This window comes from Streptococcus oralis, assembly GCF_001578935.1.
Lineage (GTDB): Bacteria > Bacillota > Bacilli > Lactobacillales > Streptococcaceae > Streptococcus > Streptococcus oralis_R.
Genome location: NZ_KQ969521.1, coordinates 881,214 through 895,369, shown reverse-complemented (window position 1 = coordinate 895,369; position 14,156 = coordinate 881,214). Strand labels below are relative to the sequence as shown.

General features: G+C 40.0%; 8 protein-coding genes. All 8 read left to right on the top strand.

All coding sequences use genetic code 11. The features are described from left to right. Nucleotides 1–5 precede the first annotated feature (5 nt). Complete coding sequence (locus SORDD15_RS04465; RefSeq protein ID WP_061414796.1) at nucleotides 6–1,229, top strand: FtsW/RodA/SpoVE family cell cycle protein; 1,224 nt, start codon at nucleotides 6–8, stop codon at nucleotides 1,227–1,229. Nucleotides 1,230–1,239: 10 nt separating this feature from the next. Continuing rightward, nucleotides 1,240–1,794, top strand: coding sequence for a DJ-1 family glyoxalase III (locus SORDD15_RS04460; RefSeq protein WP_061414793.1), 555 nt, complete (start codon nucleotides 1,240–1,242; stop codon nucleotides 1,792–1,794). Between the two features lie 374 nt (nucleotides 1,795–2,168). Beyond that, nucleotides 2,169–3,032, top strand: a complete 864-nt coding sequence (locus SORDD15_RS04455; RefSeq protein WP_061414791.1) for a helix-turn-helix domain-containing protein — start codon at nucleotides 2,169–2,171, stop codon at nucleotides 3,030–3,032. An 86-nt stretch (nucleotides 3,033–3,118) separates the two neighbouring features. Beyond that, nucleotides 3,119–7,846, top strand: a complete 4,728-nt coding sequence (locus SORDD15_RS04450; RefSeq protein ID WP_061414788.1) for a glycoside hydrolase family 70 protein — start codon at nucleotides 3,119–3,121, stop codon at nucleotides 7,844–7,846. Nucleotides 7,847–8,306: 460 nt separating this feature from the next. Next, on the top strand, nucleotides 8,307–8,870 hold the full coding sequence (locus tag SORDD15_RS04445; protein ID WP_061415674.1) for an HAD-IA family hydrolase: 564 nt from the start codon (nucleotides 8,307–8,309) through the stop codon (nucleotides 8,868–8,870). Nucleotides 8,871–8,883: 13 nt separating this feature from the next. Beyond that, nucleotides 8,884–10,830: a DNA topoisomerase (ATP-hydrolyzing) subunit B gene (gene gyrB, locus SORDD15_RS04440; RefSeq protein ID WP_061414785.1), complete on the top strand. Its 1,947-nt coding sequence runs from the start codon at nucleotides 8,884–8,886 to the stop codon at nucleotides 10,828–10,830. An 80-nt stretch (nucleotides 10,831–10,910) separates the two neighbouring features. Beyond that, nucleotides 10,911–12,638: a septation ring formation regulator EzrA gene (gene ezrA, locus SORDD15_RS04435; protein WP_061414782.1), complete on the top strand. Its 1,728-nt coding sequence runs from the start codon at nucleotides 10,911–10,913 to the stop codon at nucleotides 12,636–12,638. 104 nt (nucleotides 12,639–12,742) lie between these two features. Then, the gene (gene pgdA, locus SORDD15_RS04430; RefSeq protein WP_061414779.1) at nucleotides 12,743–14,134 is read left to right on the top strand and encodes a peptidoglycan-N-acetylglucosamine deacetylase PgdA; all 1,392 of its coding nucleotides are present in this window, start codon (nucleotides 12,743–12,745) and stop codon (nucleotides 14,132–14,134) included. The last annotated feature ends 22 nt before the right edge of the window (nucleotides 14,135–14,156 follow it).

Genomic DNA, 14,156 nt, shown 5'->3' with positions numbered 1-14,156 from the left:
AAAATATGAAACGTTCCTTCGACTCTCGAGTCGATTATAGCCTCCTCCTACCAGTGTTTTGTTTACTGGTGATTGGAGTAGTGGCCATTTATATAGCAGTTAGTCATGACTATCCAAATAATGTATTACCAATTCTAGGTCAGCAAATCGCTTGGATTTCCTTGGGGCTTGTCATTGGATTTGTGGTCATGTTCTTTAATACCGAGTTTTTATGGAAGGTGACTCCCTATCTTTATGGTCTAGGGCTAGCTTTGATGGTCCTCCCCCTTGTTTTCTACAATCCAAATCTTGTAGCGTCAACAGGTGCTAAGAACTGGGTATCGATTGGTGGAACGACACTTTTCCAGCCATCGGAGTTCATGAAGATTTCCTATATCTTGATGTTGGCTCGAGCCATTGTAAGATTCACTCAAAAACACAAGGAATGGCGACGGACTATTCCCTTGGATTTCCTACTGATTGGTTGGATGATTGCCTTTACCATACCAGTCTTGATCCTCTTAGCCCTACAAAGTGACTTGGGGACGGCCTTGGTCTTTGTAGCTATTTTTTCCGGTATGGTCCTCCTTTCAGGTGTTTCGTGGAAGATTATCATTCCTGTTTTTGCGACAGGAGTGACTGCAGTTGCAGGCTTTATGGCCATCTTTATAAGCAAGGATGGACGTGCCTTCTTGCATCAGATTGGGATGCCAACTTACCAGATCAACCGCATCTTGGCTTGGCTCAATCCCTTTGACTTTGCGCAAACAACGACATATCAACAGGCGCAGGGACAAATTGCGATTGGAAGTGGTGGCTTGTTTGGACAAGGTTTCAATGTGTCCAATCTCCTCATTCCAGTACGCGAAAGTGATATGATTTTCACCGTAATCGCTGAAGATTTTGGCTTTATTGGTTCAGTCTTTGTTGTTGCCCTGTACTTGCTTCTTATTTACCGGATGTTGAAGATTACACTTAAGTCAAACAACCAGTTTTACACCTATATTTCGACTGGTTTTATCATGATGTTGCTCTTCCATATCTTTGAAAATATCGGTGCCGTGACAGGCTTACTTCCTTTGACAGGGATTCCTCTGCCTTTCATTTCTCAAGGGGGCTCTGCGATTATAAGTAACCTCATTGGTGTTGGTCTCCTCTTATCTATGAGTTACCAGACAAATCTAGCAGAAGAGAAAAGTGGAAAAGTTCCATTCAAACGAAAGAAAGTCGTCCTAAAACAAATCAAATAAGGAGGCCACCATGGCAAAAGTAGCAGTTATTTTAGCCCAAGGTTTTGAAGAAATTGAAGCCTTGACAGTAGTCGATGTCTTGCGTCGAGCAAACATTTCTTGTGATATGGTAGGATTTGAAGAGCAGGTGACAGGGTCACATGACATTCAGGTAAAAGCCGACCGTATCTTTGATGGTGATTTGTCCGACTATGACTTAGTAGTTCTTCCAGGTGGCATGCCAGGCTCAGCTCACCTACGAGATAATCAAGCGCTCATTTCACAGATTAAAGCCTTTGATCAAGCAGGAAAGAAAATTGCTGCCATCTGTGCAGCCCCAATCGCTCTTCATCAAGCAGGTGTCCTGAAAGGCAAGCACTTTACTTGTTATGACGGAGTTCAGGAGCAAATTACTGACGGAATTTATCAAAAGCAAACAGTGGTTGTAGATGGCAATCTAACAACAAGCCGAGGACCGTCAACCGCACTTGCCTTTGCCTATAAGCTCGTAGAGCAATTAGGAGGAGATGCTGAAAGTTTACGAGACGGCATGCTCTATCGAGATGTCTTTGGAAATCAACAGTAAGACGAGAGTTCGGCTCTCGTTTTTTTATTTACTCCATCTCTAAAAAATATTTCATATGATTGTCCTGCGCTTTTATATCAATCTTTTATAAATCAACCAAGATTCGTTTAACATAAGAAGGAACTCTATCTCTAGAAATGTTAGTGTTTTCAAGTTGTTAGATAGAATACTTCAGATTGTTACTGAAATCAATAGATTCTTGAAAAAGATAGAATATTCAATAAATGCTATATTAAAATGCTTTATCATGCGAATTAATCTGCTTGTATTAATTTGAAATATAAAGTACTTTCTCTGTAATATAATTGAAACGTGTTACTAGTATATTAAAATTAGTAAGAATTTTTTGCATATACGAAACTGGGGGGAGTGATATGTTGAAAGCATTTGGAAAAATATTCAAAGTCATTAGAGAATCAAAAAAAATGTCCCTGAAAGAGGTAGCTGCTGGTGATATTTCCGTGGCTCAGCTATCTCGTTTTGAACGGGGAGTCAATGGGATCACACTTGATTCTTTTTATTGCTGTTTAAAAAATATGGCCGTTTCCCTAGAGGAGTTTCAGTATGTTTACCATAATTACATTGATTCAGATGATGTGCTGTTCTCAAAAAAAGTAGCTGATGCATATCAGGAAAACAATGTTGTCAAGCTCCAGAATATTTTGTCTAGCTCAGAAGCTTTGACCGAACAGTTTCCTGAGAAGAAAAACTATAAACTCAATACGATCATTGTCAGAGCTCTTCTGTCTTCCTGTTGCCCAGATTTTCAGATTAGCAAGAAGGATATAGAATTTCTGACGGATCATCTCTTTTCTGTTGAGGAGTGGGGGCGTTATGAACTCTGGCTCTTTACAAACAGTGTTGATTTGATGACCTTGGAAACGCTGGAAACCTTTGCTAGTGAGATGATCAATCGTACCCAGTTTTATAACAACCTACCTGAAAATCGCCGCCGTATTATCAAGATGCTACTTAATGTCATTAGCGTCTGTATAGAAGGAAACCATCTGCTAGTTGCTATGAGGTTTCTCAATTATCTCGATCACTCTAAAATTCCTGAAACAGATCTATATGATCGAACGCTGATTAAGTATCATAGGGCTCTGTATGCCTACAAGGTCGGGAATACCAATGCTTTAAATGATATCGAGCAATGTCTATCATTTTTTGAATTTTTAGATTCCTTTGGTGTTGCCCAAAAGCTTAAAGAACAGTTTGAAAGAATTTGCCTTTCATAGTTGTAGATGTGCAACAAAAAATGATCATTTTGAAAAATATACTAGAATAAGGGCATAACTTTATACTAAATTCAGAAGGAGGTTTTATGATGGAGAAAAAGATTCATTATAAGATGCATAAAGTTAAGAAAAACTGGGTAGCCATTGCTTTGACTACCTTGGCACTTATTGTAGCACCAAAGGTACTTGGTCTAGAACCAGGCGTTGTCCATGCGGATGATGTAAAGCAGGTTGTAGTTCAAGAACCTGCTACAGCTCAGACTAGTGGTCCGGGTCAGCAAACTCCAGCCCAAGCTAACGTAGCTTCTGAGAAAGAAGCAGAAAAAGCAACCCCTGCAGACAAGATGACAGGCGATGTTGCTGCTAGTGAAAAACCTGCTAAACCAGCAGAAAATACGGAAGCAACAGTTCAAACCAATGCTCAAGAGCCTGCTAAACCAGCAGATACGAAAGAAGCATCTACAGAAAAGGTTGCTGTTGCTGAAGAAGTTAAAGCTGCTAATGCAATCACAGAAAACCCTAAAACAGAAGTAGCAGAGCAGAATAAACAAGCAAGGCCAACAACTGCCCAAGAGCAAGATGACAGCAAACAAGAAAAAACGGCTGTTGCAGATAAGATTGTTGAAAATTCAAATATTGCAAAGAAAGATCGCTTGCCCGAACCTGCTCAAAAACAGGAAGCAATAGCTGAAAGAATGGTGGCAGATCAGGCTCAACCTGCACCTGTAAATGCTGACCACGATGATAATGTCCTATCTCACATCAAGACCATTGATGGTAAAAATTACTATGTTCAGGACGATGGTACAGTTAAAAAGAATTTTGCAGTTGAACTTAATGGGAGAATACTTTATTTTGATGCAGAAACTGGTGCCTTAGTTGATTCAAACGAATATCAGTTCCAACAAGGAACCAGCAGTCTCAATAATGAATTCTCCCAAAAGAATGCTTTCTATGGTACGACTGACAAGGATATTGAAACTGTAGACGGTTATTTGACAGCAGATAGCTGGTATCGTCCAAAGTTCATCTTAAAAGATGGAAAAACATGGACGGCTTCGACAGAAACAGACTTACGTCCCCTTTTGATGGCTTGGTGGCCTGATAAACGTACTCAAATTAATTACCTCAACTATATGAACCAGCAAGGTCTGGGAGCAGGTGCTTTTGAAAACAAAGTTGAACAAGCTCTCCTGACAGGAGCTTCTCAGCAGGTTCAGCGCAAAATTGAGGAAAAAATTGGTAAAGAAGGCGATACCAAATGGTTGAGAACGCTGATGGGTGCCTTTGTCAAAACCCAGCCAAACTGGAATATCAAGTCAGAGTCTGAAACAACTGGTACTAAAAAGGACCACTTGCAGGGTGGAGCTTTGCTTTATACCAATAATGAGAAGAGCTCTCATGCTAACTCTAAATTCCGTTTGCTTAACCGTACCCCTACTAGTCAAACAGGTACACCTAAGTACTTTATTGACAAGTCAAACGGTGGTTATGAGTTCTTGCTCGCTAACGACTTTGACAACTCTAATCCAGCTGTTCAGGCCGAACAACTCAACTGGTTGCATTTTATGATGAACTTTGGAAGCATCGTAGCCAATGATCCGACTGCTAATTTTGACGGAGTTCGTGTCGATGCGGTGGACAATGTTAACGCAGACTTGCTCCAAATCGCATCTGACTACTTCAAGTCTCGCTACAAGGTTGGAGAAAGTGAAGAAGAAGCTATTAAGCATTTGTCTATCTTGGAAGCTTGGTCTGATAACGATCCTGACTACAACAAAGATACTAAAGGCGCTCAACTAGCAATTGACAACAAGCTACGCTTGTCCTTGCTTTATTCATTCATGCGTAATCTATCTATCCGTAGCGGAGTAGAGCCAACGATTACAAATAGTCTAAATGACCGTTCTTCTGAAAAGAAAAATGGCGAACGGATGGCTAACTATATCTTTGTTCGGGCTCATGACAGTGAAGTACAAACCGTTATTGCCGACATCATCCGGGAAAATATCAATCCAAATACGGATGGTTTGACCTTTACCATGGATGAACTCAAGCAAGCCTTCAAGATCTACAACGAAGATATGCGCAAGGCAGACAAGAAGTATACGCAGTTCAACATCCCAACTGCTCATGCTCTCATGCTCTCCAATAAAGACTCTATCACTCGGGTCTACTATGGTGACCTCTATACCGATGATGGTCAATACATGGAGAAAAAATCTCCTTACCACGACGCTATCGATGCCTTGTTGCGTGCTCGTATTAAGTATGTAGCAGGTGGACAAGACATGAAAGTCACTTATATGGGTGTACCTCGTGAGGCTGATAAATGGTCTTACAATGGTATTTTGACTTCTGTGCGCTACGGTACTGGTGCCAATGAGGCAACAGATGAAGGAACAGCAGAAACTCGTACTCAAGGTATGGCTGTGATTGCTTCAAACAACCCTAATCTCAAGTTAAATGTATGGGATAAACTGCAAGTCAATATGGGAGCAGCCCACAAGAATCAATACTATCGCCCTGTACTTTTGACGACCAAAGATGGCATTTCCCGCTATCTAACTGACGAAGAAGTGCCACAGTCGCTCTGGAAGAAGACAGATGCTAATGGTATTTTAACCTTTGATATGAATGATATTGCAGGCTATAGCAATGTACAGGTTTCTGGATATCTGGCTGTTTGGGTACCAGTTGGCGCTAAGGCAGATCAGGATGCCCGTACAACAGCAAGCAAGAAGAAAAACGCTAGTGGTCAGGTCTACGAATCTAGCGCAGCCCTTGATTCTCAGTTGATTTACGAAGGATTTTCTAACTTCCAGGACTTTGCAACCCGCGATGACCAATATACCAATAAAGTCATTGCTAAAAATGTCAACCTCTTCAAGGAATGGGGAGTAACTTCATTTGAGCTACCACCTCAGTATGTATCTAGCCAAGACGGTACTTTCTTAGATTCTATCATTCAGAATGGTTATGCCTTTGAAGACCGCTACGATATGGCGATGAGCAAGAATAATAAATATGGTTCTCTAAAAGATTTGCTCAATGCTCTTCGTGCGCTTCACAGTGTCAATATCCAAGCCATCGCGGACTGGGTACCAGACCAAATCTATAACCTACCAGGTAAGGAAGTGGTAACAGCAACACGTGTCAATAACTATGGAACCTACCGTGAAGGTGCAGAAATCAAGGAAAAACTCTATGTAGCTAATAGTAAGACCAATGGGACTGATTTCCAAGGTAAGTACGGTGGAGCCTACTTGGATGAGCTTAAAGCTAAATATCCAGAGATCTTTGAACGAGTACAGATTTCCAATGGTCAAAAGATGACAACAGATGAGAAGATTACCAAGTGGTCGGCTAAGTACTTCAATGGTACCAATATCTTAGGTCGTGGTGCTTACTATGTTCTTAAAGACTGGGCTAGCAACGACTATCTCACTAACAAAAATGGCGAGATAGTATTGCCTAAGCAATTAGTTAATAAGAATGCTTACACAGGATTTGTTAGTGATGCCAATGGTACTAAGTTCTATTCAACTAGTGGTTATCAAGCAAAAAATTCCTTTATCCAAGATGAAAATGGAAATTGGTATTACTTCGATAAACGAGGCTATCTTGTAACAGGTGCTCATGAAATTGATGGCAAGCACATTTATTTCTTGAAGAATGGTATTCAACTTCGTGATTCTATCCGTGAAGATGAAAATGGTAATCAGTACTACTATGATCAAACTGGTGCCCAAGTTCTTAACCGTTACTACACTACTGATGGTCAAAACTGGCGTTACTTTGATGCTAAGGGTGTTATGGCTCGAGGTCTTGTCAAGATAGGAGATGGACAGCAATACTTTGACCAAAATGGTTATCAAGTCAAGGGCAAGATTGTGAGTGCTAAGGATGGCAAACTTCGTTACTTTGACAAGGATTCAGGAAATGCTGGTACAAACCGCTTTGCCCAAGGTGATAACCCAAATGATTGGTACTATTTCGGAGCAGATGGAGTTGCTGTGACAGGCCTTCAGAAGATTGGCAAACAAACACTTTACTTTGACCAAGATGGCAAGCAAGTCAAGGGTAAAGTAGTAACTTTGGCTGATAAAACCATCCGTTACTTTGATGCCAATTCAGGAGAAATGGCAGTCGGCAAGTTTGCAGAAGGTGCCAAGAGCGAATGGTATTACTTTGACCAAACTGGAAAAGCAGTGACAGGTCTCCAAAAGATTGGCAAACAAACACTTTACTTTGACCAAGATGGTAAGCAAGTCAAGGGTAAAGTAGTAACTTTGGCTGATAAAACCATCCGTTACTTTGATGCCAATTCAGGAGAAATGGCAGTCGGCAAGTTTGCAGAAGGTGCCAAGAGCGAATGGTATTACTTTGACCAAACTGGAAAAGTAGTAACAGGTCTTCAAAAGATTGGCAAACAAACACTTTACTTCGACCAAGATGGCAAGCAAGTCAAGGGCAAAATCGTGACACTTTCAGATAAGAGTATCCGTTACTTTGATGCTAACTCAGGAGAGATGGCAATCAACAAGTTTGTCGAAGGTTCCCAAAATGAGTGGTATTATTTTGATCAAGCTGGAAAAGCAGTGACAGGCTTGCAGCAGGTTGGTCAACAGACTCTTTATTTCACGCAAGACGGCAAGCAAGTCAAAGGAAAAGTTGTTGATGTGAATGGAGTTAGTCGATATTTCGATGTCAATTCAGGGGATATGGCTCGAAGCAAATGGATTCAACTTGAAGATGGAAGTTGGATGTATTTTGACCGCGATGGTAGAGGTCAAAACTTCGGAAGAAACTAATCGAATTTAGCTCAATAAAAATCAAACTTTATCTGACGATATACAAAAACGATAACTCCTTTAAAGGACGTTATCGTTTTTTGCCTGTTTGGAGAAGAAATTACAATTGAAAAGAAAGATGGAATCATTGGAAACTGAAATGAATTAACAAGAGATTCCATATTGGAATAATCTTTTTCTGCTCTCTAATGTGGTATTCAAAGCAATGAGGATTCTATTTTTAAAGTTTGGAAATCCAAAAGCGTTTCGTTTGCGAATAATGATGTAGTTGTTAGTAGTTTCTATTTTTTAATTTGTACATTTGAGATAGGAAAGATTTTGCTTGATTATTCATAGAGGAGCTTTTCTTCACAAAAAGACTCTATAGATGCAATAGTGTTTTACCCTCTATAGAAATTATAGAGCCGAAAAATCTAGGAAATCATCGCTTTTTTCATAAAAAAATGGTATAATGAAGGGTATGAAATATCACGACTATATATGGGATTTAGGTGGTACCCTATTGGATAATTATGAGTCTTCTACAGCAGCCTTTGTAGAAACCTTAGCCCAATACGGAATAGAGCAAGAACACGACCGTGTCTACGAAGCTTTGAAGGTTTCGACAGCTTTTGCCATTGAGAAGTTTGCACCAAATATCGAGGGGGTTTTAGAGAACTACAAAGAAAATGAAGCGCGTGAGCTAGAGCATCCAGTTTTGTTTGAGGGAATTCCAGAATTACTCAAAGACATTTCGGACAAGGGTGGTCGCCATTTCTTGGTTTCTCATCGAAATGACCAAGTGCTAGAACTTCTTGCTAAGACCCAGATAGCGAACTACTTCACCGAGGTGGTGACTGCCAGTTCTGGCTTTAAACGAAAACCAGATCCTGAATCCATGATTTATTTACGTGATAAATATCACATTACATCTGGTTTGGTCATTGGTGACAGAAATATTGATGTAGAAGCAGGTGAAGCTGCCGGCTTAGATGCCTATCTTTTTAAAAACGTTGTGACACTGAGACAAGCAATAGACATGTAAGAAAAGGGAAAAAATGACAGAAGAAATCAAAAATCAACAGGCACAAGATTATGATGCCAGTCAAATTCAAGTTTTGGAGGGACTTGAAGCTGTTCGTATGCGTCCAGGTATGTATATTGGATCGACTTCAAAAGAAGGTCTTCACCATCTAGTATGGGAAATCGTTGATAACTCAATTGACGAAGCCCTAGCTGGATTTGCCAGTCACATCCAAGTCTTTATAGAGCCTGATAATTCCATCACCGTTGTGGATGATGGGCGTGGAATTCCTGTTGATATTCAGGAAAAGACAGGACGTCCCGCTGTTGAGACCGTTTTTACAGTCCTTCACGCTGGAGGAAAATTCGGCGGTGGCGGATACAAGGTTTCAGGTGGATTGCACGGTGTAGGTTCATCAGTAGTAAATGCTCTCTCAACTCAACTAGATGTTCATGTTCATAAAAACGGTAAGATTCATTACCAAGAATACCGTCGTGGTCATGTTGTTGCAGATCTTGAGGTGGTTGGGGACACAGATAGAACTGGAACAACAGTTCATTTTACACCGGATCCAGAAATCTTCACTGAAACAACAACTTTTGATTTTGATAAATTAAATAAACGGATTCAAGAGTTAGCCTTTCTAAATCGCGGTCTTCAAATCTCCATCACAGATAAGCGTGAAGGTCTGGAACAAATCAATCATTACCACTATGAAGGTGGGATTGCTAGCTACGTTGAATATATCAACGAGAACAAGGATGTGATCTTTGATACACCAATCTACACAGACGGTGAGATGGATGATATCACAGTTGAAGTAGCCATGCAGTACACAACCGGTTACCACGAAAACGTCATGAGTTTCGCCAATAACATTCACACCCATGAAGGTGGTACGCATGAGCAAGGTTTCCGTACAGCACTGACGCGTGTTATCAACGATTATGCTCGTAAGAATAAGTTGCTTAAAGATAATGAAGACAACTTAACAGGGGAAGATGTTCGCGAAGGATTAACTGCGGTAATTTCAGTTAAACACCCAAATCCACAGTTTGAAGGACAAACTAAGACCAAACTTGGAAATAGCGAAGTAGTTAAGATTACCAATCGTCTCTTCAGTGATGCTTTCTCTGATTTTCTCATGGAAAATCCTCAGATTGCCAAGCGTATCGTGGAAAAAGGAATTTTAGCTGCCAAGGCTCGTGTAGCTGCCAAGCGTGCGCGTGAAGTCACACGCAAGAAATCTGGTTTGGAAATTTCCAATCTTCCTGGAAAACTAGCAGACTGTTCTTCGAACAACCCTGCTGAAACCGAACTCTTCATCGTCGAAGGAGACTCAGCTGGTGGATCAGCCAAATCTGGTCGTAACCGTGAGTTCCAAGCTATCTTACCAATTCGTGGTAAGATCTTGAACGTTGAAAAGGCTAGCATGGATAAAATTCTTGCTAACGAAGAAATTCGGAGTCTCTTCACAGCCATGGGGACAGGATTTGGTGCAGAATTTGATGTTACTAAGGCTCGTTACCAAAAACTCGTTTTGATGACCGATGCCGATGTTGATGGAGCCCACATTCGAACTCTCTTGCTAACCTTGATTTATCGCTATATGAAACCAATCTTAGAGGCTGGTTATGTCTACATTGCCCAACCACCGATTTATGGGGTTAAAGTTGGAAGTGAGATCAAAGAATACATTCAACCTGGTGCAGATCAAGAAACTAAACTCCAAGAAGCCCTAGCACGTCACAGTGAAGGGCGTTCAAAACCAACCATCCAACGTTATAAAGGTTTGGGAGAAATGGATGACCACCAATTGTGGGAAACAACCATGGATCCTGAACATCGCTTGATGGCGCGTGTTTCGGTAGATGATGCTGCCGAAGCAGATAAAATCTTTGATATGTTGATGGGAGATCGAGTGGAACCTCGTCGCGAATTTATCGAAGAAAACGCTGTTTACAGTACACTTGACGTCTAAAAAATGTGGGAAATAGTTCCCTTGGTTTAAAAAATATGATATAATCATTACGATTGTTTCTAGTATAAAAGGAGTTTAATATGTCTAACGGACAACTAATTTATCTTATGGTTGCAATTGCAGTCATTTTGATTCTAGCTTATGGAGTAGCCATATTTTTACGTAAGCGCAATGTAAGTAGGTTAACAGCTCTCGAAGAAAGAAAAGAAGAGCTTTACAATCTTCCTGTCAATGATGAAGTTGAAGCCGTTAAAAATATGCACTTGATTGGTCAAAGTCAGGTAACCTTTCGTGAATGGAATCAAAAATGGGTTGATTTATCTCTGAACTCATTTGCTGACATTGAAAATCATCTCTTTGAAGCTGAAGGCTACAATAATTCTTTCCGTTTCTTTAAGGCAACACACAAACTTGATCAAATTGAGAGCCAAATCGGCTTGATTGAAGAAGACATTGCTGCTATTCGCAATGCTCTCTCAGAACTTGAAAAACAAGAATCTAAGAACAGTGGTCGTGTCCTTCATGCCTTGGACTTGTTTGAATCCCTTCAACATACCGTTGCAGAAGATTCAGAGAAATATGGTAAGGCCCTTCCTGAGATTGAGAAACAATTGGAAAACATTCAATCTGAATTCTCTCAATTTGTTACCCTAAATTCATCAGGTGACCCAGTTGAAGCGGCTGCAATTCTTGATTCAACCGAAAATCATATTCTCGCTTTGACACACATCGTTGAGCGAATTCCAGCTCTTGTTGAAAACTTGACAAAAGAATTGCCAGACCAATTGGCAGATTTGGAAGAAGGCTATCGCAAGCTGTTGGATGCCAACTACCACTTTACAGAAACAGATATCGAGTCTCGTTTCCAACTTTTGCACGAATCTCTGAAAAATAATCAAGAAAATATTCGTCAGTTGGAATTGGACAATGCAGAGTATGAAAATAATCGCATCCAAGAAGAAATCAACGCACTTTATGATATCTTCACTCGTGAAATTGCAGCTCAAAAAGTAGTTGAAAGTCTTCTTGCTACATTACCAACTTATCTCAACCACTTGAAAGAAAATAATCAGGTGCTTGTTCAAGATCTTGAACGCTTGACTAAAACCTACCTTCTTCCTGAAAGTGATGGAAATCATGTTCGTCGTCTTCAAGCAGAATTGGCTGCACTTGATACGGCAATCATGGAAGTGACAGAGGATCAAGGTGAGTCAACACAAGCCTACTCTGTTCTTGAAGAACAGTTGGAAATGCTTCAAAGCAACCTCAAGGATATTGAGGATGAGCAAATCTCTGTTAGCGAACGACTTGCGCAAATTGAAAAAGACGACCTCAATGCTCGCCAAAAAGCAAATGTCTATGTGAACCGTTTGCATACCATCAAACGTTACATGGAGAAGAGAAACTTGCCAGGTATTCCTCAAAGTTTCTTGAAACTTTTCTTTACTGCGAGTCATAACACAGAAGATCTGATGGCAGAGTTAGAACAACCGCAAGTGAATATTGAATCGGTTAAACGCGTTCTTGAAATTGCAACAAATGATATGGAAGCACTTGAAACAGAAACCTATGATATCGTTCAATATGCAACCTTGACGGAGCAACTCTTGCAATACTCAAACCGTTACCGTTCATTCGATGAACGTATCCAAGAAGCATTCAACGAAGCGCTTGAAATTTTTGAAAAAGAGTTTGACTACAAGGCATCATTTGAAAAAATTTCACAAGCCTTGGAAGTTGCTGAACCAGGGGTTACAAACCGTTTTGTAACCTCATATGAGAAAACACGTGAAGCGATTCGTTTTTAAAAATAGAAGCTTAGAAGATTTCTAAGCTTTTTTATTTTCCTAAAAAGAAGCCAGAATCCCTGTTTATCATTGAAATAATAGCCTCGATTTGATATGATGGAAATATGAAAAAAAATAGAGCGAAACGTGTTTCTCACGATAAAACGAGAAGGCTATTGCTTTCCCTTATTGGAATCTTTGGAATTGCTACGATTCTATTAGGGAGTGCTATTGGTTATAAGCTACTACAAAAGCAATCTTACGAACAAAAAATTGAAGTGCTAAAAAGCGAAAAGGACCAGCAATTTAACTCAGGTAGTCAGAAGGACCATTTTCGAAAAGGTCAAGCTGAGGTGATTGCCTACTACCCTCTGCAAGGAGAGGAAGTCATTGCGTCTGTTAGAGAAAAAATCAACCAGGATATTAAAGAAAAGCTGGAAGATAAAGAGGATTTGGTCTTTTATTATACTGAACAGTTGGATCCTGTCTTAAAGGGAGTTGTTGCTCGTAATATCAGCAAGCAAGTCTACGATTTATCTGCATCAAAGGTTGAAGAAAAAGAAAAGACTTCTTTAGGGAAAATTTTCTTGACTGAAGATGGGAAAGATTTTGACCTCAGCAAACTCTTCAAAGATGCAAGCAAGGCTAAGGAACTCTTACTGACTCAAATCAAATCAACTCTAGAAGATAAGAAACTTGACCAGGCAAAAATTGATCAAGTTATAAAGAGCTTCACAGACCAAGAATTGACATCTTGGACTTTTGATTATAAGGATAGTCAAATCATCCTTTATCCTGCTAATGCTGGAGAGACTGTTGAGGAAATTGCTTTACCAATATCCAGTTTCTTTGATGTCGTTGAGTCCTCTTATCTATTAGAAAAGGACGCTGAACTCTACCAAGCTTACTTTGTAAAGAAAAATAAAAAAGTTGTAGCCCTCACATTTGATGATGGTCCAAATCCGTCTACAACTCCACAAGCTTTGGATACTTTAGCTAAGTACGGTGTAAAAGCAACCTTCTTTGTACTTGGAAAAAACATCTCAGGTAATGAAGACCTTCTCAAGCGTATGAAATCTGAAGGTCATGTTATTGGAAATCATAGTTGGGATCATCCTGTTCTTTCTAAATTGTCTCTTGAAGATGCTAAAAAGCAAATCACTGATACAGAAGATTTGTTAATTCAAGTTCTAGGCTCAAGCTCTAAACTGATGCGTCCACCTTATGGAGCAATCACTGATGATATTCAAAATAATCTTGACTTGAGTTTTATCATGTGGGATGTGGATAGTTTGGACTGGAAGAGTAGAAATGAAACAGCTATTTTAACAGAGATTCAGCATCAGGCACGTAATGGTTCCATTATTCTCATGCACGATATCCATGAGACAACAGTTCATTGTTTACCTAAAGTTATTGAGTATTTGAAGAGTGAAGGGTATGAATTTGTAACGGTTCCAGAGTTGCTCAACGGTCGCTTAAAGGCGCATGAACTCTACTATGATAATAATCAATAAGCATAAAATCTAGAGAGAATGT